At 43.1% G+C, this 24,516-nt stretch carries 22 protein-coding genes, 1 pseudogene and 3 other annotated features; of the genes and pseudogenes, 22 read left to right on the top strand and 1 reads right to left on the bottom strand.

Going from position 1 to position 24,516, the window contains the following annotated elements; all coding sequences use genetic code 11:
- Positions 1-86 precede the first annotated feature (86 nt).
- The 15 genes and pseudogenes from coaE to H540_RS0112320 all read left to right on the top strand — a co-directional run bounded on the left by coaE (position 87) and on the right by H540_RS0112320 (position 13,640).
- Positions 87-689, top strand: a complete 603-nt coding sequence (gene coaE, locus H540_RS0112390; protein ID WP_028400936.1) for a dephospho-CoA kinase — start codon at positions 87-89, stop codon at positions 687-689.
- A 110-nt stretch (positions 690-799) separates the two neighbouring features.
- A complete protein-coding gene (locus tag H540_RS0112385; RefSeq protein WP_028400935.1) occupies positions 800-1,828 on the top strand; it encodes a glyceraldehyde-3-phosphate dehydrogenase in 1,029 nt (342 codons plus the stop codon).
- Positions 1,829-2,232: 404 nt separating this feature from the next.
- A complete protein-coding gene (speD, locus tag H540_RS0112380; protein WP_211241894.1) occupies positions 2,233-2,616 on the top strand; it encodes an adenosylmethionine decarboxylase in 384 nt (127 codons plus the stop codon).
- A gap of 86 nt (positions 2,617-2,702) precedes the next feature.
- Positions 2,703-3,104: a cytosolic protein gene (locus H540_RS0112375; RefSeq protein ID WP_034670903.1), complete on the top strand. Its 402-nt coding sequence runs from the start codon at positions 2,703-2,705 to the stop codon at positions 3,102-3,104.
- 54 nt (positions 3,105-3,158) lie between these two features.
- The gene (gene nrdR, locus H540_RS0112370; RefSeq protein WP_028400932.1) at positions 3,159-3,620 is read left to right on the top strand and encodes a transcriptional regulator NrdR; all 462 of its coding nucleotides are present in this window, start codon (positions 3,159-3,161) and stop codon (positions 3,618-3,620) included.
- A gap of 85 nt (positions 3,621-3,705) precedes the next feature.
- A pseudogene (locus tag H540_RS0112365) lies at positions 3,706-4,974 on the top strand (replication initiation and membrane attachment family protein); the annotation flags it as partial.
- 126 nt (positions 4,975-5,100) lie between these two features.
- Positions 5,101-6,030, top strand: coding sequence for a primosomal protein DnaI (gene dnaI, locus H540_RS0112360; protein WP_028400930.1), 930 nt, complete (start codon positions 5,101-5,103; stop codon positions 6,028-6,030).
- A 139-nt stretch (positions 6,031-6,169) separates the two neighbouring features.
- Complete coding sequence (ytxC, locus tag H540_RS0112355) at positions 6,170-7,012, top strand: putative sporulation protein YtxC (protein WP_028400929.1); 843 nt, start codon at positions 6,170-6,172, stop codon at positions 7,010-7,012.
- Between the two features lie 62 nt (positions 7,013-7,074).
- Positions 7,075-7,295, top strand: a binding site (T-box leader).
- Positions 7,296-7,337: 42 nt separating this feature from the next.
- Positions 7,338-9,269 carry a threonine--tRNA ligase gene (thrS, locus tag H540_RS0112350; RefSeq protein WP_028400928.1) on the top strand — a complete coding sequence of 644 codons (1,932 nt, stop codon included), beginning with the start codon at positions 7,338-7,340 and terminating at the stop codon, positions 9,267-9,269.
- A gap of 430 nt (positions 9,270-9,699) precedes the next feature.
- Positions 9,700-9,831, top strand: a sequence feature (ribosomal protein L20 leader region).
- Positions 9,832-9,893: 62 nt separating this feature from the next.
- Positions 9,894-10,397: a translation initiation factor IF-3 gene (gene infC / locus H540_RS0112345; protein ID WP_155891014.1), complete on the top strand. Its 504-nt coding sequence runs from the start codon at positions 9,894-9,896 to the stop codon at positions 10,395-10,397.
- Positions 10,398-10,418: 21 nt separating this feature from the next.
- Positions 10,419-10,619 carry a 50S ribosomal protein L35 gene (gene rpmI / locus H540_RS0112340; RefSeq protein WP_028400926.1) on the top strand — a complete coding sequence of 67 codons (201 nt, stop codon included), beginning with the start codon at positions 10,419-10,421 and terminating at the stop codon, positions 10,617-10,619.
- 38 nt (positions 10,620-10,657) lie between these two features.
- A complete protein-coding gene (gene rplT, locus H540_RS0112335; protein ID WP_028400925.1) occupies positions 10,658-11,017 on the top strand; it encodes a 50S ribosomal protein L20 in 360 nt (119 codons plus the stop codon).
- A gap of 209 nt (positions 11,018-11,226) precedes the next feature.
- The gene (locus tag H540_RS0112330) at positions 11,227-11,844 is read left to right on the top strand and encodes an acetate uptake transporter (RefSeq protein ID WP_028400924.1); all 618 of its coding nucleotides are present in this window, start codon (positions 11,227-11,229) and stop codon (positions 11,842-11,844) included.
- A gap of 147 nt (positions 11,845-11,991) precedes the next feature.
- Positions 11,992-12,483: a dUTP diphosphatase gene (locus H540_RS0112325; protein ID WP_028400923.1), complete on the top strand. Its 492-nt coding sequence runs from the start codon at positions 11,992-11,994 to the stop codon at positions 12,481-12,483.
- 71 nt (positions 12,484-12,554) lie between these two features.
- Positions 12,555-13,640 (top strand): M42 family metallopeptidase, encoded by a 1,086-nt coding sequence (locus tag H540_RS0112320; protein WP_028400922.1) that lies wholly within the window; start codon positions 12,555-12,557, stop codon positions 13,638-13,640.
- A gap of 113 nt (positions 13,641-13,753) precedes the next feature.
- Here H540_RS0112320 and sspI read toward each other — a convergent pair whose 3' ends face one another.
- A complete protein-coding gene (sspI, locus tag H540_RS0112315; RefSeq protein WP_028400921.1) occupies positions 13,754-13,966 on the bottom strand; it encodes a small acid-soluble spore protein SspI in 213 nt (70 codons plus the stop codon).
- A 104-nt stretch (positions 13,967-14,070) separates the two neighbouring features.
- On the opposite strand from sspI, the gene H540_RS0112310 reads away from it, so the two are divergent.
- The 7 genes from H540_RS0112310 (at position 14,071) to H540_RS0112280 (ending at position 24,404) form a co-directional block, all read left to right on the top strand.
- Positions 14,071-14,835: a TrmH family RNA methyltransferase gene (locus H540_RS0112310; protein ID WP_028400920.1), complete on the top strand. Its 765-nt coding sequence runs from the start codon at positions 14,071-14,073 to the stop codon at positions 14,833-14,835.
- Positions 14,836-14,871: 36 nt separating this feature from the next.
- Positions 14,872-15,102 (top strand) — a binding site (T-box leader).
- Between the two features lie 54 nt (positions 15,103-15,156).
- Positions 15,157-16,191 carry a phenylalanine--tRNA ligase subunit alpha gene (gene pheS, locus H540_RS0112305; protein ID WP_028400919.1) on the top strand — a complete coding sequence of 345 codons (1,035 nt, stop codon included), beginning with the start codon at positions 15,157-15,159 and terminating at the stop codon, positions 16,189-16,191.
- A 15-nt stretch (positions 16,192-16,206) separates the two neighbouring features.
- A complete protein-coding gene (pheT, locus tag H540_RS0112300) occupies positions 16,207-18,627 on the top strand; it encodes a phenylalanine--tRNA ligase subunit beta (protein ID WP_028400918.1) in 2,421 nt (806 codons plus the stop codon).
- 599 nt (positions 18,628-19,226) lie between these two features.
- On the top strand, positions 19,227-19,490 hold the full coding sequence (gene zapA, locus H540_RS0112295) for a cell division protein ZapA (protein WP_028400917.1): 264 nt from the start codon (positions 19,227-19,229) through the stop codon (positions 19,488-19,490).
- 3 nt (positions 19,491-19,493) lie between these two features.
- On the top strand, positions 19,494-20,036 hold the full coding sequence (locus H540_RS0112290) for a CvpA family protein (protein WP_028400916.1): 543 nt from the start codon (positions 19,494-19,496) through the stop codon (positions 20,034-20,036).
- 272 nt (positions 20,037-20,308) lie between these two features.
- On the top strand, positions 20,309-22,027 hold the full coding sequence (gene polX / locus H540_RS0112285) for a DNA polymerase/3'-5' exonuclease PolX (RefSeq protein WP_028400915.1): 1,719 nt from the start codon (positions 20,309-20,311) through the stop codon (positions 22,025-22,027).
- Between the two features lie 16 nt (positions 22,028-22,043).
- Complete coding sequence (locus tag H540_RS0112280; protein ID WP_028400914.1) at positions 22,044-24,404, top strand: endonuclease MutS2; 2,361 nt, start codon at positions 22,044-22,046, stop codon at positions 24,402-24,404.
- Positions 24,405-24,516: the final 112 nt, after the last annotated feature.

The following is a 24,516-nucleotide window of genomic DNA, read 5'->3' as shown; positions in this document are numbered from 1 at the left end:
GTATATGGAAAATGTAGAAAAGACGCAGAGCGGTTTGCTCTGTGTCTTTTGCGTTAGAGTATAATAAAAGAAAAGGAGGAATGTATATGACAGTAGTAATTGGTCTTACTGGAGGAATTGCAAGCGGAAAAAGCACGGTATCCGCTATGTTTCGTAATTTGCATATTCCGGTTATCGATGCAGATGTGATTGCACGAGAAGTGGTAGAACCGGGAAGAGAAGCATACAATCGAATTGTAGAAGAGTTTGGGGCGAATGTATTATACGAAAATGGAACGATTGACCGTCCAAAGCTCGGCAACATTATTTTCAATGATGAAAAGAAACGCTTGTTATTAAACAGCATCGTTCATCCGGCAGTTCGCGCTGAAATGAATGCACAAAAGGATGCTTACATACAAAAAGGCGAAAAGGCTGTAGTTTTGGATATTCCGCTTTTATTTGAAAGTAACTTAACATCTTTGGTTGATAAGGTGTTGCTTGTATATGTAGATGATGAAACACAATTGGAACGCCTTATAAAACGCAACGAATTAACGGAAGAAGAAGCAAAGGCGCGCATAGCTTCGCAAATGCCGCTGGCTCATAAAATTGCATTAGCAAATAAAATGATAAATAATAATGGCACAATTGAGGAGACAAAAGCCCAATTGGTATGCATTTTAGAACAATGGGGTGTAGTGAACTAAGAAATTTTTAAAATTAATGAAATTGTTTAGTGATTTATCCTCATTTTGTGCTATACTATTAATAGAATCTGAGATAAATAGTATAACTCAATCAAGGAGGATTAACTTATATGATTCGTGTGGCAATTAACGGATTTGGACGTATTGGGAGAATGGTATTTCGTCAAGCAGTGAAAGAAAGCGCATTCGAAATCGTGGCGATTAATGCAAGCTATCCATCAGAGACTTTGGCGCACCTAATCAAATACGATACAGTTCACGGCAAATTTAACGGAACAGTAGAAGCGTTTGAAGATTATCTGTTAGTAGACGGAAAAATGATCCAGCTTCTTAACAACCGCAATCCGCAGGAATTGCCTTGGGATACAATGGGTGTAGATGTTGTGATTGAAGCAACAGGGAAATTCAACTCCAAGGAAAAAGCAATTCTCCACTTAGAAGCGGGAGCAAAGAAAGTAATTTTAACAGCTCCGGGGAAAAATGAAGATATAACAATTGTAGTTGGGGTAAACGATGAACAATTGGATCTTTCAAAGCATGATGTCATTTCCAATGCTTCTTGCACAACAAACTGCCTTGCTCCTGTAGTGAAGGTGTTAGATGAGCAGTTTGGCATTGAAAACGGTTTAATGACAACAGTTCATGCATATACGAACGACCAAAAGAATCTTGATAATCCGCATAAAGATTTACGCAGAGCGCGCGCTTGTGCACAATCTATTATTCCTACTACAACAGGTGCTGCAAAAGCATTGGCAAAAGTGCTTCCGCACCTGTCCGGCAAGCTTCACGGTATGGCGCTTCGCGTTCCTACTCCAAATGTGTCACTTGTTGATCTCGTTGTGGACGTAAAGCGCGATGTAACAGTAGAGCAAATTAACGATGCGTTCTTTGCTGCATCTCAAGGGTCCATGAAAGGCATCATTGAATTTTGCGAAGAGCCGCTTGTATCTGTGGATTTTAACACAAATACACACTCCGCTATAATCGATGGTTTGTCTACTATGGTAATGGGCACACGCAAAGTGAAGGTTCTGGCTTGGTACGATAACGAGTGGGGCTATTCCCGCCGTGTTGTAGACCTTGTAGGAATCGTTGCGGAACATTTTGTTAAACAAGAAAACGTGCAACATATTTAATGTACACTGCCTAAATGCACAGGAGAGCATTTAGGCAGCTTATATTTTTTATATTGAATCCACCGGCTAGTTTAGGCGCAGAACCTTTTGTTCTGCGCCTAAACTAGCCGGTTCTGCGTTTCTTGTTTTGTTATATTCGTTACTTTTCAATGGGAAAATTAACAAACGAGTCGCTGCTATCATCCTTTAATATTTTGCAAAAAAATAGAAAAGACATGTTGCAAAATGAAAACAAACCAAGTATACTAACTTTCGTAAACGAAACGCGCGGATAAAGTAACTACTTAAAGGGTTAGGACCTCTTTGGACTAACTTTCCCCCGTGGTAGTTGAACGTATCGATTGCGGGTTAGTTTAAGTCGAACAGTTAAATATCGTTAAAGGGGGAAGTATTAAATGCATACTATGGACACTATGGGCCGCCATGTTATCGCTGAATTATGGGGCTGTGATTTTGACAAATTGAACGACATGCCGTTTATTGAACAATTATTTGTAGATGCTGCGCTAAAAGCTGGAGCTGAAGTACGCGAGGTTGCATTCCACAAATTTGCACCGCAAGGAGTTAGCGGGGTTGTTATCATTTCTGAGTCTCATTTAACAATCCACAGCTTCCCGGAGCACGGCTATGCGAGCATTGATGTATATACTTGCGGAGACCGCATCGATCCGAATGTTGCAGCTGAATTTATCGCAGAAGGATTAAATGCTAAGACAAGAGAAAGCATTGAGCTCCCACGCGGTACAGGAAGCTTTGAAATTAAAAAACGTGAAGCAAAAGTTCTTTAAAAAAAAAGATATTTGTTTTAAAATGTAAAGAGGTGTGCTATACACCTCTTTTTCATTTATTTTTTGCGATAGTGGAGGACCTGTATATGAGCATCATAGCGAAGGTAAAGCAGTTTTTTACTACGCAGGCAGAAACAACAGATACTCATAAATACGAACAGTTAAGAAGCCGTTACTATAAAACAAATACGCAAAATGCATTAAAAGTGACAGAGGAAATGCTGCAAGGCATAAAGGACTGCCGCATTACATCTGTTTCCCCTGAACGAGGAGAAATCAGCGCTGCTTTTACTGGAAAGACAAAGGCGCTTCTTGTAGTCACGGTTGTGACAATTCGTCCGTTTGAAACAGCTGTGGATTTCATGGTATTTACTGAAACTGTGCTGCCGACTGATTTCGGCTTTAGTAAGCGTTTGATTATTGATCTGTACAACATGCTGGACAAGCGGCTTGTGTTCATCGGCACGGGATTAGGCCAAAAGCTATAGCTTGTATACGTACACTGTTTTTTGTAACATAAGACTAAAATGGGAGTGATGGCATTGCGTTGTCCAGCCTGTCTTCATAATGGCACAAGAGTACTGGATTCTCGTCCTGTTGACGATAGTCGTTCCATTCGCAGACGACGCGAATGCGAGAGCTGCTTTTACCGCTTTACTACATTTGAAAGAGTAGAGGAGACGCCGCTCATCGTTGTAAAAAAAGAAGGCACACGCGAGGAATTCAGCAAGGAAAAGATTTTGCGGGGATTGATTAAGGCGTGTGAAAAGCGGCCTGTATCTCTGAAACAGCTTGAAGAAGTGACGCAGAGCATAGAGCGTGATTTGCGCAATCTCGGCATATCAGAGGTGAAAAGCGAAATGGTCGGAGAAATGGTGATGGAACAATTGCGCTGCATTGATGACGTCGCTTACGTTCGTTTTGCTTCCGTATACCGTCAGTTTAAAGACTTAAATGTATTCATTGATGAACTTAAGGATATTTTACAAAAGGGAAGAAAATAAAAAAGAGCTTGAAGCGAAGGCTGTCGGCTCTTTTTTGTACAATGAGGATGTTTTCCTCTACCTTGATGAGAAAGGACTTGCAGGCATGGAAAGAAAATCGTGGATGGATTTGCTGCCTATAGATCGTTATAAAGTATGCGCAGCCGGTCTGTTGCATGAGTATGACCGGAAAGTACTGACGATGCTCTATCAGCCGCTGATAGGCGCGGGGGCTTTCAGTCTGTATATGACCTTATGGAGTGAGCTTGAACAAAACAGTCTCAGCGGACAAGAAAACGGCCATCACGTATTAATGGTTAATATGTCCATGCAGCTGCCTGATATATATCAAGAGCGTTTAAAACTTGAAGCGATTGGGCTGCTTAAAGTATATATGAAAAAAGAAGAAGACATACGGAAATTTGTATATGAGCTGCAGCCTCCTCTTTCACCGAAGCAATTTTTTGATGAAATTGTACTTAATATTTTCTTATATAATCGTCTCGGGAAAAATAAATACAATCAAGTCAAGCAATACTTCCTTGAACAAGTGCATGATTTATCATTGTACAGAGAGGTTACGCACTCCTTTAACGATGTGTTTCAATCTATGACAACCGACCAGATGGCTCAGCTTCAGGAAGAAGTCGCAATGCCCGAGAGCTATAAAGCGCCGGAGCGCGCAAAAGGAAGCTCTTCCAAGATATACAACGAATTTTTTGATTTTGGCTTATTCATAGAGGGTTTGTCTTCTCTTGTACCGAAAAAGGCGATTACTTCACAAATAAAGGAATGCATTATTACACTGGCTTATGTGTATGGCATTGCTCCGCTGGTGATGCAAAATATTATTTTAGGCGCCGTTACGGATCAAAATACCATTGATATGGAAGCACTTCGAAAGAACGCACGCGATTGGTATCGTTTTGAACATGGACAAAACCTGCCGGTGCTTATTGAACGAACACAGCCGCTGAACGCACGCACAATGCAGACGAAAGAACCAGCCAGTCAAGAAGAGTTATTAATTAAGCAGCTGGAAGAACTGTCGCCGCGGCAGCTGCTCATAGAGATTTCTGGAGGAGCAGAACCGACTGCAGCAGACTTAAAAGTGATAGAAGAAGTTATGATGAAGCAGAAGCTGCTGCCGGGCGTTGTGAATGTGCTGATTTATTATGTTATGCTAAGAACAGATATGAAGCTTGCCAAATCCTATGTAGAGCGAATTGCCGGTCATTGGGCCCGCAAAAAAATTACAACAGTCACAGAAGCTATGGCGCTCGCTAAGGAAGAGCATCGGCAATATCAGCAATGGGCAGAAGGCAAAAAACAAAACAGACGCTCAACTCGTAAAGAAATGCTTCCAGATTGGCTTGAACAGCAGCAAATTTCTGCAGAAAAGGAACAGCAAGCTGAGGCAAATGTCGAAGAGCAAAGAAAACAATTAGAAGAGGCGTTAAAACAATACAAAAAAGAGTAACAGCGTTTTAGAGGTGAAAGAATGGAACCTATCCAAAATGCATTTGGAAAACTTATTCAAAAAGAAGGCTTTAAAGAAAGATACGAATCGCTTAAAGAAGAAGTAATTTCTCACCCGCATATACAGCAATTTATAGAAGAACACGAAGAAGTGACAACGTCCATGGTAGAGCGCAGTTTAATTAAGCTGTATGAGTACATAGGACAAAGCGTTGCGTGCAAAGAATGTCCGAGCTTAGAAGGCTGCAAAAATATGATTCAAGGCTATCACCCGCACCTCATCATACAGGGAAAAATGATTGATATTCAGTATGAGCGCTGTCCCCGAAAAGTGACCCATGATGAACGGAAAAAGCAGGAGTCGCTCATTCAAAGTGTATATATGCCAAAAGATATCTTGGAAGCTAGCATGGCATCAGTAGATTTGGGGGATCCACAGCGCTTTAATGCCATTTTGGCGGCTAAGCAGTTTTTGGATGAATACGAACCCGGCAAGCGTGTACAGGGCCTCTATTTATATGGAGCGTTTGGAGTAGGCAAAACGTATATCTTAGGAGCTGTTGCCAATGCTTTGGCTGAAAGGCAGATCGCATCTATGATTGTATATTTGCCGGAATTTTTACGGGAATTAAAAAGCTCGATTCAAGACAATACACTTCATGATAAGATTGATGCCGTAAAGCGTGTACCCGTTCTCATGATGGACGATATAGGAGCTGAAGCGATGTCCAGCTTTGTGCGGGACGACATTTTAGGCACAATCCTGCAGTTCCGCATGCTTGAAAATTTGCCTACCTTCTTCACATCTAACTTCGATTTTAAGGGATTAGAACATCACCTCACGTATACACAGCGGGGCGAAGAAGAAAAAATGAAGGCAGCGCGTATTATGGAGCGCATTAAATATTTGGCGAAGCCGGTCGAAGTGCTGGGCGGAAATCGTCGGTTATAAGGAGAATGGGGGAGATGCCCCATTCTCCTTATGTTTTTGTTACATTTCTTTTACAGGTACAGGTCCCCCTTATCATTTTTTGGACAGTTTTCTAATATACATAAGAACAGATGAGAAGCACCTTAAAGGGGGGACAAAATTGATCGAAATCCACTTTGACGAAGAGTACGATGCGAAAATATTGTACGAGCAGCTATTCCATGAGGCGAAACAGATGTATAAAGAGAGCATCCTTCTCGAGGAGCGAACCGTGATTGTATGCATGCCTGATACACATGCGCGTGATGTGGAAGAACGATTGGTTCAAAATCTTGTTCAATTCATTTTGAAGGTGAAAGAAAAAAAATGGATGAACGCTATATTAGAACAAGTATTTTACTATCGAGATGCGGAAGAGCAAAATCAAATTTTACATATCGCTCATGCGATTTTGGATGGAAGCCGGAAAGGGGTGCCCCGTAAAGGACTGGAGAAATCCAGGGAGCAGCTTTTGTATGAATCGCTGCAGGACGTATTGCAAGCTCCGACATCGTTCTCCTTCGAATCATACGTTCGTTTCCGGCTGCGAGAGTATCTTTCTTATTTGAGCCGGTGGGCGGAACTCGCGATTGACGAATATAAATTGGAGCAGGAATATCAAACATTTATTGAAATGCTGAGACAGCAGGTAAGCATACGGAAATCGCGTTTATCGTGTCTGCATCTTGTATTTCATGAAAGCTTTATTTTTTATGATGAAAAGGGCTCGCGTTTAAATCAAGATAAACTTGTTCAGTATATAGATGAGAAGATAATCCACAACAAGGAAATATACGTAGATGCAAATGTAATTGCACCGCTTGTATCCATTGCTCCAAAGACGATTCATCTGTATACAGCACATGCGGATCACAATATGGTCGTTACGATTCAGAACGTATTTCAAGAGCGGGTCAAACTATATTCTGTCAATGAATTTGAGAAAATAAGAGGGAATTTATAAAATAGGCGAATGCTCCCTTGATTTTCTCGTATGTTCAGCATATAATTACGTACATAATACAGGAATAAGTTATGATGAGGACATGAGCTTCTTTTTACGATTCTCAGAGAGGGAAGTCTTTGGCTGTGAACTTCCTAATACGAAAAAGCTGTTTACCGCCTCTGAACTTCAGCAGTGAATTCATAGTAATTGCTGACGGCACGCACCGTTATGACATCTTGAGCAAAGGACATCTGTCCTTTGAAACAAGGGTGGAACCACGAATACAACACTCGTCCCTTTTTTGGGTACGGGTGTTTTTTATTTTATTAAAGGAGTGAGACACATGGCAGAAGTAGTAAAAATGACTTTCCCTGATGGAGCTGTAAAGGAGTTTGCGGCGGGAACGACAACAGAAGATATCGCTGCTTCCATCAGTCCGGGTCTTAAGAAAAAGGCTATTGCTGGGAAGCTGAACGATGTACTCTTGGATTTAAAAACACCGATTCAACAGGATGGGGCCATCTCCATTATCACTTTAGATTCACAAGACGGCGTGGAAATTCTTCGTCACTCTACAGCCCATTTGCTTGCACAAGCACTGAAAAGGTTATATAAAGATGTAAAGCTGGGGATTGGGCCTGTAATTGAAAAAGGCTTTTACTATGACATTGACATGCCGGAATCCATTACTGTAGAAGACCTTCCGAAAATCGAGAAGGAAATGGAGCGCATCGCTAAGGAGAACTTGGAGATTATGCGCAAAGAAGTAAGCCGTGAAGAAGCGCTTGCGCGTTATGAAGAAATCGGCGATGAATTAAAGCTGGAGCTTATTAATGAGCTGCCGGAAGGCGAAACAATTTCCATCTACGAGCAAGGTGAATTTTTTGACCTTTGCCGCGGCGTGCACCTTCCGTCTACTGGCAAAATCAAAGCGTTCAAACTGTTAAGCGTAGCAGGTGCATACTGGCGCGGCGACAGCGACAACAAAATGCTGCAGCGCATTTACGGAACTGCATTCACGAAGAAGGAAGAGCTGGATGAGCATCTTCGTTTGCTGCAGGAAGCAAAGGAGCGCGATCATCGTAAGATCGGCAAAGAGCTGAAGCTGTTCACAAACTCGCAGAAGGTCGGACAAGGCTTGCCGCTTTGGCTGCCAAAAGGTGCGACAATCCGCCGCATCATTGAACGCTATATTGTTGATAAAGAAGTAAGTCTAGGCTATGATCACGTGTACACGCCGGTTATGGGAAGCGTGGAATTATACAAAACTTCCGGTCACTGGGATCACTATCGTGACGGCATGTTCCCTCCAATGGAGATGGACAATGAGCAATTGGTATTGCGCCCAATGAACTGTCCGCACCATATGATGGTATATAAACACGATATCCACAGCTATCGCGAGCTGCCGATTCGTATTGCCGAGCTTGGAACAATGCATCGTTATGAGATGTCCGGCGCATTATCCGGTTTACAGCGCGTACGCGGCATGACTTTGAATGATGCTCACATTTTTGTGCGCCCGGATCAAATTAAAGAAGAATTCATTCGCGTTGTACGTCTCGTGCTGGACGTATACAAAGACTTTGGGTTAGAAGATTACTCCTTCCGTCTTTCTTACCGTGATCCGGAAGATAAAGAGAAATACTATGATGATGATGAAATGTGGAACAAAGCGCAAAGTATGTTAAAAGAAGCAATGGATGACATGGGACTTGCGTACTATGAAGCGGAAGGCGAAGCTGCATTCTACGGTCCGAAGCTTGATGTGCAGGTTCGTACAGCTCTTGGGAAAGATGAAACACTTTCCACTGTTCAGCTTGATTTCTTATTGCCGGAACGCTTTGATTTAACATATGTCGGTGAAGACGGCAAGCCGCACCGCCCGGTTGTTATTCACCGCGGTGTTGTTTCTACAATGGAACGCTTTGTAGCCTTCTTAATTGAAGAATATAAGGGAGCCTTCCCGACATGGCTGGCGCCTGTACAAGTGCAAGTGATTCCGGTTTCTCCGCAAGTGCACTTAGACTATGCGAAGAAGGTACAAGAAGAGCTTCAGCTGGCAGGAGTGCGTGCGGAAGTAGATACTCGCGATGAGAAAATCGGGTATAAGATTCGTGAAGCGCAAATGCAAAAGATTCCGTACATGCTTGTGGTTGGTGACAATGAGGTAACTGAAAACGGCGTAAACGTACGTAAATACGGCGAGCAAAAATCCGAAACAATGCCGTTTGCGGCGTTTGCGGATATGATTGCGAAAGAAGCAAAGCGCTAACGGGAAGCTGCGGAGATTTCCGCAGCTTCTTTTTCAAGGGGAAGTGTAAGTTAAGGTGCATGTCTATATACAAGTGAATAAAAAAACCGTTGATAGTGGGGAGAGATCATCCGGCGGCGTGCAGAAGCGGTCAAACCTTTGGTTCATGCAAGGGGAAACCAGAGAGAAGAAGCATACCATACTCCCTTTTGCTTGCACATCGCACATGGAAATGCCGAAATTATCATTCACTCATATATTTGTGAGCACGATGCCCGCCTCAAAAGAACATAGCACGGGATACACGTGCTATGTTTTTTCTTATAAAAAAACTATTGCCATCTCGTGAATTGTCTGTTAAAATATTTTTTGTGTCAATTGATTGTTTTGTCTTCTTGACAAATCATTATGAACTATGATATAGTTTTCAAGGATAAATTGAATACGAACTTGTGAAAAGAAGGAGCACCCCGCTTCTCACCTGATGGACGCATAAAGCAGTTGCCAGGTTTGACGATAAATGTAACCAATGTGAACAGTTGCAGTGCGGGTGTATTATGTACACCCGCACTTTTTATTGTGTTCGGGGCACATCACAAACGTATTCCCATAAAACCTTGGAGGTGGCTTACTATTAGCAAGGACATGATGATCAACGAGCAAATTCGTGCTCGTGAGGTACGTCTCGTTGGACCAAACGGTGATCAGCTCGGAATTAAATCTCGTCAAGAAGCATTGGAAATAGCTGCAAATGTGAATCTCGATCTTGTAATGGTTGCACCAACTGCGAAACCGCCGGTATGCCGCATTATGGACTTCGGCAAGTTCCGCTTTGAGCAGCAAAAGAAAGATAAAGAGATGCGTAAGAACCAAAAAATTATTACTCTAAAAGAAGTTCGTTTGAGCCCGACAATTGATGAACATGACTTTAACACAAAACTTCGCAACGCAATCAAGTTTTTGGAGAAAGGCGATAAAGTAAAAGCGTCTATCCGTTTTAAAGGCCGTGCCATTACGCACAAAGAAATCGGACAACGTGTATTAGATCGTTTCTCAGAAGCTTGCAAAGAAGTGAGCACAGTGGAATCTTCTCCGAAAATGGAAGGCAGAAGCATGTTCTTAGTTTTAGCACCTAAAAACGATAAGTAATAAATAGAGGAGGAAACCTTCATGCCGAAACAAAAAACTCACCGTGGCGCTGCAAAGCGCTTCAAGAAAACAGGATCTGGTAAGCTTAAGCGTTCTCACGCTTACACAAGCCACTTATTCGCTAACAAATCTACAAAAGCTAAACGTAAGCTTCGCAAAGCTGGCGTAGTAAGTGCAGGCGACTTCAAACGTATTCGTCAAATGCTTGATAACATCAAATAAATCACGGTTTAATATAGATTATCTAGGAGGTAAACAATATGCCAAGAGTAAAAGGCGGTACAGTTACTCGTAAACGTCGTAAAAAGGTTTTAAAATTAGCTAAAGGTTTCTACGGTTCCAAACATACATTATACAAAGTTGCTAACCAGCAAGTAATGAAGTCCTTAATGTATGCGTTCCGTGACCGTCGTCAAAAGAAACGCGACTTCCGTAAACTTTGGATCACTCGTATCAACGCAGCAGCTCGTATGAACGGTCTTTCTTACAGCCGTTTAATGCACGGTTTAAAGCTTGCTGGTATCGAAGTGAACCGCAAGATGCTTGCAGACCTTGCTGTAACTGATGCAAACGCATTTGCTGAATTAGCAACTGCTGCAAAAGGCAGCTTAAATAAATAATAACAGTAAAGCCTTAGAAGACCGAGTCTTCTAAGGCTTTTTATTTTTGAGCAGGAAAGTATAAAATTTCGCAGCAATGCTTGTCCTGTTAGAAATTGTATATTAAAAACATATGAAGATTGCGCTTTCAATTTGAAATGAATATTGACACTTCTTGTCGAATTATGTATCTTTTTCTGGTATGTGTAAAAAAAACAAGGAGGAACATCATGAATCAACAACCTGTACAGCAAGTAAAAATTCAAACGGCAGATCCGTCTGCTATCGGCTTATTCGGACTTGCAATCGTGACGCTTGTGGCGTCTTCACAAAAGCTCGGTTTAACAGAAGGAGTATCTTTTATTTTGCCATGGGCCATTTTTTTAGGGGGTGTTGCGCAGCTGTTTGCCAGCATTCAAGACGCGAAGCATAACAATGTGTTCGGCATGACGGCATTCGGTGCATTCGGCTTGTTCTGGTTCGGTGTCGGCATGTCATGGCTCATTCAGCTTGGCGCATTCGGCAAGGCGCTGGCGGGAGCAGCAGATCCGAAGCAGCTTGGCATGGCGTTTGTCGGCTATTTAATCTTCAGCCTATTTATGACAGTCGGTGCAATGGAAACACATAAAGTGCTGTTCTCTATTTTCGTTCTTATTGATTTCTTGTTTATTGGTTTATCGTTCAGCACATTGGGTGTTATGCCGGAAATGATGCATGATTTAGCTGCGTTTTCTGAGCTTCTCATTTCATTAGTATCTTTTTATGCTTCTGCCGCAGCTGTATTAAACACGCATTTTGGCCGTGTGGTATTGCCTGTCGGTAAGCCGTTTGGCATTTTTAAAAAGTAAACGGGAAAGCCGGAGGAATTTTCCTCCGGTTTTTTTGTTTGTTTTTTTCGTTTCTGCATATACAATATTTAAGTATACAAAAAAAGAATCGGCATCTCATCAAGGCCGCTGTTATAATGGACATGAAAAGCTGAGGAGGAAATATAAATGGATTTATTGCATTTATTTAAGCTGCAAAAAGAGTTGGATGAACGGATTTTAGAAGAGCATAATCTTGAGTCGAAAAAATTGTTAAAAGAAAAAATGCTGGCGCTTCTTGTAGAAGTGGGCGAGCTTGCAAATGAAACGCGCTGTTTTAAATATTGGAGCAATAAGCCTGCTTCTGAACGTGAAGTCATTTTGGAGGAGTATGTAGACGGACTTCACTTCATCTTGTCTATCGGTATTGATTTAGGCGTGGATAAAAATTTCTTATTCTATAAATGCGCAGAGCCAAATAAAACAGTTGTGCAAATTTTCTTGGACGTATACAGCAAAGTGATTCGATTCCATGATCAGCCTTCCATTACAAATTACATCGAATTGTTTACAAGCTATCTTCTTTTGGGACAAGCTCTCGATTTTACGCAAGAGGAAATTGAAAAAGCGTATTTATCAAAAAATGAAGTGAATCACGAGCGTCAAACGCAAGGATATTAAAGTGTATTTTGAACATTGTCTCCCCTCTTGTATAATGAAAAAGATACTATATTCAAGGAGGGGTTTGGACAATGACAAAGCTGGACGATACGCTGAAAATGCTAAAGGCGTTAACAGATGCAAAAGGAATTGCCGGAAATGAACGCGAGCCTCGCGAAGTAATGAAAACATACATAGCTCCCTATGCAGATGAAGTCACAACAGATAACCTTGGAAGTTTAGTTGCAAAAAAAGTGGGCGATGGCAGTGGACCGAAAATTATGGTAGCCGGACACTTGGATGAAGTCGGCTTCATGATTACGCAAATTGATGATAAAGGATTTCTTCGTTTTCAAACAGTGGGCGGCTGGTGGTCGCAAGTGATGCTGGCACAGCGCGTAACAATTGTAACGAAAAATGGGGATATTACAGGCGTCATCGGTTCTAAGCCCCCGCACATCCTGCCTGCAGAAGCGCGCAAAAAGCCTGTTGATATTAAAGATATGTTTATTGATATCGGCGCTTCAAGCAAAGAAGAAGCAATGGAATGGGGCATTCGTCCGGGAGACCAAGTTGTCCCGTACTTCGAGTTTCAAGTAATGAAAAACGAAAAGATGCTGTTAGCCAAAGCGTGGGACAATCGTATAGGCTGTGCCATTGCAATCGATGTATTAAAGCAATTGAAAGATGCAAAACATCCGAACATTGTATATGGTGTCGGAACTGTACAAGAAGAGGTAGGACTGCGCGGAGCGAAAACTTCCGCAAACTATATCCAGCCTGATATCGCATTTGCGGTAGATGTAGGCATCGCTGGCGATACTCCGGGTATATCTGAGAAGGAAGCGCAAAGCAAGATGGGACGCGGACCGCAAATCATTTTATATGATGCTTCTACTGTATCTCATAAAGGATTGCGTGATTTTGTTGTAGAGGTAGCGGATGAACTAAGCATTCCGTATCAGTATGACTCAATTGCCGGCGGCGGAACAGATGCTGGCGCCATCCACGTATCCATGAACGGCGTGCCGGCACTATCCATTACAATCGCAACACGTTATATTCATTCTCACGCTGCGATGCTGCATCGTGACGATTATGAACATGCAGTAAAATTAATTGTAGAAGTTATTAAACGTTTAGATGCCAATACAGTAAATCAAATCACATTTGAGTAAAGAAATACAAAAGAGGAGGGATGCAGAGCATTCCTCCTCTTCTTTGCTGAGTTAGTCAAATAATGGCAGATGAAAAAAGCTCTGCTTGATCCAGCAGAGCCTTTTTCGTGTATTCAGTGATTTTTTAAACCATTTTCCAGTGTTGTTAACATCTCTTTTTTCTCGGCAGAATCAGCGTGCTCCCAAATCACCTCGAATAATACGCCGAGGCCGGGAAGCATCTTTTCTTCACCGCTTTGAATTGCATCTACAATGGTAGCCTCAAGTTCTTGCTGAGAATTTCCTGATACATTTGCGATAACTGCTCCGCGTAAATTAAAGTTCATGCTGGACACCTCTTTTCAAAGTATAGGATTAGTTTTTGATGTTTTTAGTGTAATTATGTATTTGAAATAGGCTATAATGAGAAGGTGTAAAGAGAGGGAAAAGCATGAAAAAAATTGATTCGCTTCAAAATCCGCGCGTGAAGCAGTGGAAGAAGCTGCAGACGAAAAAAGAGCGCGATAAATCGGGGTTATTTTTAGTGGAAGGCTTTCATCTTGCAGAGGAAGCATTACGAGCTCAGGATACGGTGCGAGAGCTTATTATAAGCGAAAATACGGATTTGCCTGTAAAATGGGACGTAGGAAGCGCCGAATTGTATATTGTATCTGAGGCAATTATGAAGACGTTAAGTGAAACGGAAACACCGCAGGGCATTCTTGCCGTCTGCGAAAAGCATGAGCAGCACATACAATTGTCAAATGGAAAGTTTCTTCTCCTTGACGGCATTCAAGACCCGGGTAATTTAGGAACGATTATCCGTACTGCTGATGCGGCTGGATTGGACGCTGTTATTATCGGAGAAGGCACTGTAGATGTATACAACAGCAAGGTGCTTCGCTCCACGCAAGGTTCCATTTTCCACCTTCCAATTATAAAAGGGCAGCTGGAGGAATGGGTTGCAAATATGAAACAAGAAAGCGTTCCAGTATACGGAACGGCTTTACAGCAGGCTGTACCCTATCCGCACGTAAATCCGGCTGGGAGCTTTGCTTTAATTGTCGGCAACGAAGGAAATGGTGTTCGCAAGGACCTATTGGAGCTTTGTGATCAGAACTTATATATTCCGATTTACGGACAAGCCGAATCGCTCAACGTAGCAGTCGCGGCAGGAATTTTGATGTATTATTTACAAAGTCCGGTTGCCAATTAACAAAAAACTTTCTATAATAGTAAAAAGTTAAATAGTACAAAAACGATGATGGAGAAAAGTAGCTCGCCGCTCGCCATGCAGGGAGAAAATGCCGAAGACTGCAAGCATTTTTATGGCAGAAGCAAGTGAATTCACCTCCGGAGTTGGCGCCGGGACCATGTGTGCTGCACACATATAAAGGCGTGCCGGTTTAGCCGTTATGACAATGAAGTGAACAGCCTTGTGCTGTTAATTAGGGTGGTACCGCGATCAAACCTCGTCCCTTTGCCAGGGATGAGGTTTTTTTATTTTGTAAGAAAGTATAAAATAGGAGGTTTTTTCATGGAAGCACGTTTAAAAGAGCTGCAGGAAGAAGCGCTCGGTAAAATTGAAACGGCTGGCGAGCTAAAAGAGTTAAATGATGTTCGCATAGCATACTTAGGGAAAAAAGGACCGATTACAGAAGTACTTCGCGGCATGGGCAAGCTGTCCCAAGAAGAGCGTCCGCGTATGGGAGCATTAGTCAACGAAGTGCGCGAGGCAATCCAAAAGCGTTTGGACGAAAAAGTAGAAGCTTTGGAAAAAGAAGCGATTGAAAAGCAATTGGCTTCTGAAACAATCGATGTAACATTGCCGGGCCGTCCTGTAAACGCAGGGTCTCATCATCCGTTAACAGCAGTCATCGAAGAAATCGAGGATCTATTCATCGGAATGGGCTATGAGATTGCGGAAGGTCCAGAGGTAGAACAGGACTATTATAACTTTGAAGCGCTGAACCTGCCAAAGGGACACCCAGCTCGCGATATGCAGGATTCTTTCTATATTACAGAAGAAATTTTGCTTCGTACGCATACCTCCCCGGTGCAGGCAAGAACGATGGAAAAGCATGAAGGAAAAGGACCGATCAAAATCATTTGCCCTGGTAAAGTATACCGCCGCGATGATGACGATGCGACGCATTCTCACCAGTTCATGCAAATCGAAGGTCTTGTCATCGATAAGAACATTCGCATGAGCGATTTAAAAGGCACATTGCAAACGTTCGCGAAAAAAATGTTTGGTGAAGAGCGCGAAATCCGTCTTCGCCCAAGCTTCTTCCCGTTCACAGAACCTTCTGTTGAAATGGATATTTCCTGTATGATGTGCGGCGGCAAAGGTTGCGGTACTTGTAAAGGAACAGGCTGGATTGAAATTCTGGGTGCAGGCATGGTTCATCCGAACGTATTGCGCATGGCGGGATACGACCCGGCTGAATATCAAGGATTTGCATTCGGCATGGGACCAGAGCGTATCGCGATGCTAAAATACGGCATTGATGACATTCGTCATTTCTATACAAACGATGTTCGTTTCTTAAAACAATTCAAACGGGCTTAAGGAGGGAGAAAAAACATGTTCGTATCTTATCGTTGGCTGCAAGAGTATGTGGACTTAGATGGCGTAACGGCATCTGAGCTTGCGGATAAAATTACAAAAAGCGGTATTGAGGTAGAAGGTGTTGAAGTATTAAACAAAGGCATCAGCAACGTAGTTGTCGGCTACGTTATGGAGCGGGAAAAGCACCCGGAAGCGGATAAGCTCAGCAAATGCTTAGTAGATATCGGAGAAGAAGAGCCGGTACAAATCATTTGCGGTGCACCGAACGTGGCGCAAGGACAAAAGGTTGCCGTTGCGAAAGTCGGAGCAAGACTGCCAGGCGGTTTGAAAATTAAAAAGGCAAAGCTTCGCGGTGAAGTATCACAAGGCATGATTTGCTCCTTGCAAGAGCTTGGCATGGATTCCAAGATGGTGCCAAAGGAATATGCGGAAGGGATTTTTGTATTCCCAAGCGATGCGGAAGTCGGAGCAGACGCAATTGAAATCCTAAACTTGAATGATGAAGTATTAGAGCTCGGCTTAACGCCAAACCGTGCAGACTGCCTGAATATGCTGGGCGTAGCGTACGAAGTAGCAGCTATTCTAGGTCGTGAAGTAAAGCTTCCGAAAGCGGAATTAAATGAAATAAGTGAAAAAACATCCGATTATATTCGCGTTACGGTAGAAGCACCGGAGCAAAATCCGCTTTATATTGCAAAAATGGTCAAGAACGTGAAAATCGGTCCTTCTCCAATTTGGATGCAAACGCGCCTTATGGCAGCAGGTGTACGTCCTATTAACAATGTAGTCGATATTACAAACTACATTCTGATGGAATACGGTCAGCCGCTTCATGCGTTTGATTATGATAAATTAGACTCCAAAGAAATCGTAGTCCGCTTTGCTTCTGAAGGCGAAACAATTGAAACGCTGGACGGCACGGAACGTACGCTAAAGGCAGATCATCTTGTCATTACGAACGGAACAAAGGCAGTCGCAGCAGCTGGTGTAATGGGCGGCGCAAATTCAGAGGTAGATGAAAGAACAATCAACGTGTTAATCGAATCCGCTTATTTCACAGGAGCAACCGTTCGCAAAGCCTCTAAAGATTTAGGGCTTCGCAGCGAATCCAGTGCACGTTTTGAAAAAGGAATTGATCCAACCCGCACATTCGAAGCAGCGCAGCACGCCGCAGCTTTAATGGCAAAATACGCAGGCGGTGAAGCGCTTGAAGGCGCAGTAGAAGCAGATCGTTTAAACCTTGCGGAAAATACGGTTTCCGTTACAGTAGAAAAAATCAACAACGTATTGGGAACAGCTGTTACAGCACAAGAAGTGGGGGCAATTTTCACAAACTTGAAGTTCCCGTTCACAGAAGCCGGGGGAACATTCCATGTCAACGTTCCGCCAAGAAGACCAGATATTACAATCGCGGAAGACCTAGTGGAAGAAGTGGGCCGTCTATACGGTTACGATCATATTCCTGCAACGCTTCCAGTAGCAGAAACAACGCGCGGCAAGCTGACTGCCAACCAATTAAAACGCCGCAAAGTACGCCGCTTCTTAGAAGGTGCGGGTCTGTATGAAGCAATCACGTACGCGTTAACAAGCGCTGATAAAGCGAAGCAATATGCAATTAAAGAAACAGCGGCAAATCCGGTTCGTCTCGCATTGCCGATGAGTGAAGACCGCAGCCAGCTTCGGCTGAGCTTGCTGCCTCATTTGTTAGAAGCGGTTGCTTACAATAACGCACGTAAAATCGACAGTGTGGCACTATATGAAATCGGAGCTGTCTTCCTTCCTTCAGGTGCAGATGAATTGCCGAAGGAAGAGCAGCATCTTGCAGGCGTATTAACAGGTCTCCATCTTCATCATGCATGGCAAGGCGAGAAAAAAGCTGTTGATTTCTATGTAGCAAAAGGTGTGTTAGAGGGATTATTTGAAATGCTCGGCGTTCTTGACTGCATTTCTTATAAAGCAGCAAAGCGTGAAGGTATGCATCCGGGCCGCACGGCAGTAATTGAGCTTGAAGGAGAAGAAATCGGCTTTATCGGCCAAATTCATCCGGAAATGCAAAAGCAGCTGGATATTAAAGAAACATACGTGTTTGAACTTTCCCTTGCAGCATTGTTCCAAGCGGATGTTCCAGAGATCCGCTATGAAAGCATGCCGCGCTTCCCATCCATGACGCGCGATATGGCACTTGTCGTAGAAACATCGGTTCTTGCCGGCGACGTTCGCAGTGCAATTGTAGAAGCAGGCGGAGAATTATTGAAAGAAGTAATGCTGTTCGATTTATATGAAGGTGACAAAATGGAGCCGGGCAAAAAATCACTTGCTTTCTCCTTACGCTACTTCGATCCGGAACGCACGTTAACGGATGAAGAAGTAACAGAAGCGCACAATCGTGTGCTTGAAGCGGTAGAAGCGAAGTTTGGTGCAGAATTGCGTAAGTAATAAAACAAAAAGAAGTTTCTCCTATAGGAGGAGCTTCTTTTTTTGCCTTGAAGTTGTATGCATCTTGTCATAATATTGCACATTGCTGTTATGAAAAGGTAACAAGGGAGTGATATGATTAAATAAAAGAATACTCGACAAAGAAAGAATCCATAGAAAAGGAACGGAAGATGGTAAAGAAACAGAATGTTATATTTGTGGTTTATAAGGAAGAGAGTGTGGGCATATTGTCAATAAATATATATAAGTGAATAAAAAACCGTCTTTTTATAGTGGGGAGAGATCATCCGGCGATGTGAAGAAGCGGTCAAACCTTTGTAGTGGTTCATGCAAGGGTAAACCAGAGAGAAGAAGCATGCCATACTCCCTTTTGGTTGCACATAGCACATGGACATGTCGGAAAATTAAGAGGGATTTATATATTCTATACAATCTCGCAATGCATTTTAAAAACATGTAGTTCGTTTTATATAGTCTGCTAAGAGTGCAATAAAAGCCTTATGTTTCTTCATCACAAGGTTCCATTTCTATTTCCATCTGCCGCCAATTCATGTTATGATAGAATTTAGGATTCTGTATGTTGATTGGAGGACAGTGAGTTGTCACAGCAAAACCCAAATCGTACTAAAATTAATGTGGAAATCTACGGCCAGCAATATTCTGTTGTTGGAGATGAGAGCACAAGTCATATCCGTATGGTCGCAGCCATCGTCGATGACAAAATGCGTGAAATAAACGCCAAGAATCCTTCTCTTGACATAAGTAGACTGGCAGTGCTCACGGCAGTAAATGTTGTGCATGATTACATAAAATTAAAAGAAGAAAATGAACGATTGAAAGAACGAGTAAAAAGGAATGGGTGAATTATGATCGATTTAATCATCATAGCATTGCTTCTTATGGGATTTATTATCGGCTTGAAACGGGGGCTCATTTTGCAAGCAGTACGTTTAGTAAGTTTTATCGCAGCTTATTTTGTAGCGTATCTGTATTGCGATAAGTTGGCGCCTTCTTTAAAATCCATTATTCCGTATCCGCTTCACGCGACAGCACAGCAAGCTCCGGCCTGGCTGAACACAGGCAGTGTTGAAGATGTATTTTACCGGGCAATTGCCTTTGTTATTTTGTTTTTCATAACGAAAATCGCGTTCTCCTTACTGGGGCATCTTTTAAACATGTTTGCGCAAATTCCGGTATTAAAGCAAGTGAATGCTGTAGGCGGGGCATTTCTTGGATTTGTAGAAACATATATCGTGTTGTTTGTGTTGATTTTAATCGGTACGTTGCTGCCGGTTCAACAAGTACAAACTTCCATAGGGCAGTCTGTGCTGTGTAAAGTAATCGTGGACGACACACCAGTGCTCTCTGATAAAGTAAAAGAGTTATGGGTGCACGGCGACAGAGTATGACTTCTCTTTATACAAAGAGAAGTTTTTTCTATACAAGAAAAGCGGAGCTATATACAAGTGAATAAAAAAACCATCTTTTTATAGTGGGGAGAGATCATCCGGCGACGTGCAGGGGCGGTCAAACCTTCGTAGTGATTCATGCAAGGGTAAACCAGAGAGAAGAAGCATACAATACTCCTTTTGGTTGTACATAGCACATAGAAATGTCGAAATTATAATTCACTCATATATAGACACCGACAAGGAGAGAATGATAGAAAGGCGGGGGAAACATGAGTATGAATAAAAAGCAGGTTATAAAACTGTTAGAAACTATCGCATTATATATGGAACTAAAAGGTGAAAATCCGTTTAAAATCTCTGCCTTCCGCAAAGCTGCCGCTGCCTTAGAAAGTGATGACCGCAGTCTTGCAGAGATTGAAGATTTCACGAAAATCAGCGGGATTGGCAAAGGAACGGCAACGGTTATTATAGAGTATATAGAGACCGGAAAATCTGCCGCCCTTGAGGAGCTGGAGAAGGAAGTGCCAAGCGGTTTGATTCCGCTTTTGAAGCTCCCGGGGCTTGGCGGAAAAAAGCTGGCGAAGCTGTATAAAGAGATCGGTGTTATGGATTTAACGACATTAAAGCAAGCGTGTGAAGAGAATCGTGTGCAGGAGCTTGCTGGATTTGGCAAGAAAACGGAAGAAAAAATTCTGGATGCTATCGCCCAATTCGGTACGCGGCCGGAGCGCCTTCCAATTGCTGCTGTGCTCCCTATTGCCGAGGAAATAGAGCGAAAGCTTTCGGTAATTCCGGAGGCAGAGCGCTTTTCCCGTGCCGGCAGCTTGCGCCGAGTGCGTGAAACCGTGAAGGATTTGGATTTCATTATTGCGACAAATCACCCGGCTGCTATGCGGGAGCATCTGTTGAAGTTTGAGGATATTGCGGAAGTAATCGCAAGCGGCGACACGAAGGTATCACTTCGCCTTCAATACGAATATGATATTTCAGTTGATTTTCGCTTAGTAAAGCCGGAGGAATATATTACGACATTGCACCATTTTACGGGTTCAAAGGACCATAATGTAAGAATGCGGCAAATCGCGAAAGCGCAAAATGAAAAGATTAGTGAATACGGCGTAGAAAATTTGGAGACTGGTGAGGTATTGACGTTTACATCCGAAGAAGAATTTTTTTCTCATTTTGGCTTGCCGTTTATTCCGCCAGAAGTTCGTGAAGACGGGAAGGAAATTGAACTCATTCAGAACTGCAGCAATTTGGTCGATATGAAGGATATCAAAGGCGATTTACATATGCATACAACATGGAGCGACGGCGCCTTTTCTATTGAAGAAATGGTGCAGGCTTGCCGTGCGCGCGGCTATCAATACTTGGCCATCACAGACCACTCGCAATATTTAAAGGTAGCAAACGGTTTAACGAAGGAGCGTCTGCTTCAGCAAGGAGAAGAGATTCGCCGTATAAATGAAAAGTACCCGGATATCACGATTTTACGCGGTATTGAAATGGATATCCTGCCGGACGCAACGCTGGATTTTGATGACGATGTGCTGCAAGGGCTCGATTTTGTCATTGGTGCCATTCACTCCAGTTTTTCACAAGACCGGGAGACGATTATGAAGCGCCTCCGTGCGGCAATTGAGAATCAGCATGTTACAATGATTGCACATCCGACCGGGCGTCTGATCGGCAGACGGGAAGGATATGACGTGGATACGGATATGCTTATTCAGCTTGCGAAGGAAACAGATACAGTGCTTGAATTGAATGCAAATCCGAACCGCCTGGATTTAAGCGCGGAATTATTGAAAAAAGCGCAAGATGCGGGCGTTAAAATTGCTATTAACACAGACGCGCATACGCTGGATATGCTGGAGCACCTTGAAATTGGCGTGGCTGCAGCGAAAAAGGGATGGATTCAAAAAGATACTGTCATCAACACATGGGAGACAGAAAAGCTGTTGGACTTCATCCGCCGGCACAAGTAATTAGGAGGAATTTCACGTGTTACAACGAACTTTACGCGTTTTAGAATATGATAAAGTAAAAGAACAGCTGCTCGAGCACGTTTCTTCTTCTCTTGGTCGGGAGAAGGTCAAACAATTGGTGCCGAGCAAGGATTATGAAGAAGTCATTGCATTGCAAGATACGACAGATGAAGGCGCAACGGTGCTTCGTTTAAAAGGACATGCACCGCTTGGCGGCGTAACGGACATCCGTCCGAACGTGAAACGGGCAAAAATCGGCAGTATGCTGCATCCGCATGAGCTGTTGGATATTTCCACAACGATGTATGGAAGCCGTCAAATGAAACGATTTATTGAGGAAATTGTAGAAAATGGACAAGAGCTCCCGATTCTTCTTTCCTATACGGACCGTATGATCTCTCTTTATGATTTGGAAAAGAAAATTAACAGCTGTATCGGGGACGGCGGCGAAGTATTAGACAGCGCGAGCGATAAGCTGCGTACGATTCGCCAGCAAATTCGGACGGCAGAATCACGCATACGTGAAAAGCTCGAAAGCACGGTACGCTCTTCTAGCGCATCTAAAATGCTATCCGATGCGATTATTACCATTCGAAATGATCGCTATGTGATTCCTGTGAAGCAGGAGTATCGTAGTGTGTACGGCGGAATCATCCATGATCAATCTGCTTCAGGGCAAACGCTTTTCATCGAGCCGCAAGCGGTTGTAGATTTGAATAATACACTGCAAGAGGCGCGTGTGAAGGAGAAGCAAGAAATCGAACGAATTCTCCTCATGCTGACGGAGGAAGTAGCAAATGATGCAGATGCCGTGTTGGAAAATGTGGAAGTGCTGGCAGAGCTGGATTTCATCTTTGCTAAAGCAGCATATGCAAAGCGGCTGAAGGCAACAAAGCCGAAAATGAACAACAATCGCTATATGAAGCTTTTTAAAGCTCGTCATCCCCTTATTCCGCAGGATGTTGTAGTCGCGAACGACGCGGAGCTCGGCGGAGATTTTACGACAATTGTAATTACCGGTCCGAATACGGGCGGTAAAACAGTAACATTGAAAACAATTGGATTGTGCGTACTCATGGCACAGTCTGGTCTGCAGATTCCGGCGCTTGACGGTTCAGAAATTTGTATCTTCCAGAACGTGTTTGCAGATATCGGAGACGAACAATCTATTGAGCAAAGCTTAAGTACGTTCTCCTCCCATATGGTGAACATTGTGGATATACTGGAACAAGCAGATTTTGAAAGCCTTGTTCTTTTCGATGAGCTGGGAGCAGGAACAGATCCGCAGGAAGGTGCTGCACTTGCTATTTCTATTCTAGATGAAGTATATAATCGCGGCGCGCGTGTGGTAGCGACAACGCATTATCCGGAGCTCAAGGCATATGGTTACAACCGCGAGAAGGTCATTAATGCAAGTGTGGAATTTGATGTAAATACATTGAGCCCGACATATAGGCTATTGATTGGGGTTCCAGGCCGAAGCAATGCCTTTGAAATTTCTAAACGCCTTGGTCTGTCAGATCGCGTTATCGATAGAGCGCGCAGTCATATCAGCACGGAATCCAACAAGGTAGAAAACATGATTGCGAAGCTTGAGGAAAGCCAAAAGAACGCAGAGCGCGAATGGAAAGAAGCAGAAGAGCTGCGCAAGGAATCCGAAAAGCTGCATAAAGAACTGCAGCGTCAAATTATTGAATTCAATGAACAGCGTGATCAAATGCTGCTTAAAGCGCAAAAAGAAGCAGAAGAAAAAGTGGAAGAATCGAAGAAGGAAGCAGAAACGATTATTCGCGAGCTTCGCCATCTTCGCAAGGAACAGCTGGCTAATATAAAAGAGCACGAGCTGATTGAGGCAAAAAGCCGTTTGGAAGGAGCGGCGCCTAAGCTTGCAACAAAAGAAAAGAAACAAGTAAAGCTGGAAGGACCAAAGAAAACGCTTCGCCCGGGCGACGAAGTAAAGGTTCTTACATTCGGTCAAAAAGGCCAGCTTCTTGAAAAGGTAAGCGACAAAGAATGGCAAGTGCAAATCGGAATTTTGAAAATGAAGGTAAAAGAATCCGATATGGAATACGTAAGTAGTCCAAAGCAAGTCGAGAAGCGTCCGCTTGCAACAGTAAAAGGAAAAGACTATCACGTTAACTTGGAGCTTGATTTGCGCGGAGAACGTTATGAAGATGCAATGCTCCGTGTAGAAAAATACTTGGATGATGCAATGCTTGCCAGCTATCCGCGCATCTCCATCATTCACGGAAAAGGAACGGGAGCGCTTCGCCAAGGCGTACAGGATACATTGAAAAAGCACCGCGGTGTCAAATCCTTCCGTTACGGAGATATGGGAGAAGGCGGCCTCGGCGTAACTGTGGTAGAATTGAAGTAGTATAAGCAAAAAGGGGTATATACTATGTTCATGGAAAAGCTGGCAAAGGTGCTGCTTGCGCTTTGCGGTGCGTTTTTAGTGATTGGGGTTATATATTTGACGTTTATCGCAA

Origin of the sequence: Ectobacillus panaciterrae DSM 19096 (assembly GCF_000430785.1) — a bacterium.
Taxonomy (GTDB): domain Bacteria; phylum Bacillota; class Bacilli; order Bacillales; family Bacillaceae_G; genus Ectobacillus; species Ectobacillus panaciterrae.
This window is presented reverse-complemented; position numbering and strand designations above follow the sequence as displayed.

What these genes read in the sequence shown, in the direction of transcription:
- H540_RS0112290 (WP_028400916.1), top strand. Translation starts at nt 19,494, where the DNA reads ATGATCGATTTAATCATCATAGCATTGCTTCTTATGGGATTTATTATC.
- dnaI (WP_028400930.1), top strand. Translation starts at nt 5,101, where the DNA reads ATGGAACCTATCCAAAATGCATTTGGAAAACTTATTCAAAAAGAAGGC.
- H540_RS0112325 (WP_028400923.1), top strand. Translation starts at nt 11,992, where the DNA reads ATGGATTTATTGCATTTATTTAAGCTGCAAAAAGAGTTGGATGAACGG.
- pheT (WP_028400918.1), top strand. Translation starts at nt 16,207, where the DNA reads ATGTTCGTATCTTATCGTTGGCTGCAAGAGTATGTGGACTTAGATGGC.
- pheS (WP_028400919.1), top strand. Translation starts at nt 15,157, where the DNA reads ATGGAAGCACGTTTAAAAGAGCTGCAGGAAGAAGCGCTCGGTAAAATT.
- sspI (WP_028400921.1), bottom strand. Translation starts at nt 13,966, where the DNA reads ATGAACTTTAATTTACGCGGAGCAGTTATCGCAAATGTATCAGGAAAT.
- H540_RS0112320 (WP_028400922.1), top strand. Translation starts at nt 12,555, where the DNA reads ATGACAAAGCTGGACGATACGCTGAAAATGCTAAAGGCGTTAACAGAT.
- H540_RS0112330 (WP_028400924.1), top strand. Translation starts at nt 11,227, where the DNA reads ATGAATCAACAACCTGTACAGCAAGTAAAAATTCAAACGGCAGATCCG.
- polX (WP_028400915.1), top strand. Translation starts at nt 20,309, where the DNA reads ATGAGTATGAATAAAAAGCAGGTTATAAAACTGTTAGAAACTATCGCA.
- thrS (WP_028400928.1), top strand. Translation starts at nt 7,338, where the DNA reads ATGGCAGAAGTAGTAAAAATGACTTTCCCTGATGGAGCTGTAAAGGAG.
- H540_RS0112310 (WP_028400920.1), top strand. Translation starts at nt 14,071, where the DNA reads ATGAAAAAAATTGATTCGCTTCAAAATCCGCGCGTGAAGCAGTGGAAG.
- H540_RS0112375 (WP_034670903.1), top strand. Translation starts at nt 2,703, where the DNA reads ATGAGCATCATAGCGAAGGTAAAGCAGTTTTTTACTACGCAGGCAGAA.
- rpmI (WP_028400926.1), top strand. Translation starts at nt 10,419, where the DNA reads ATGCCGAAACAAAAAACTCACCGTGGCGCTGCAAAGCGCTTCAAGAAA.
- H540_RS0112385 (WP_028400935.1), top strand. Translation starts at nt 800, where the DNA reads ATGATTCGTGTGGCAATTAACGGATTTGGACGTATTGGGAGAATGGTA.
- speD (WP_211241894.1), top strand. Translation starts at nt 2,233, where the DNA reads ATGGACACTATGGGCCGCCATGTTATCGCTGAATTATGGGGCTGTGAT.
- infC (WP_155891014.1), top strand. Translation starts at nt 9,894, where the DNA reads ATGATGATCAACGAGCAAATTCGTGCTCGTGAGGTACGTCTCGTTGGA.
- coaE (WP_028400936.1), top strand. Translation starts at nt 87, where the DNA reads ATGACAGTAGTAATTGGTCTTACTGGAGGAATTGCAAGCGGAAAAAGC.
- rplT (WP_028400925.1), top strand. Translation starts at nt 10,658, where the DNA reads ATGCCAAGAGTAAAAGGCGGTACAGTTACTCGTAAACGTCGTAAAAAG.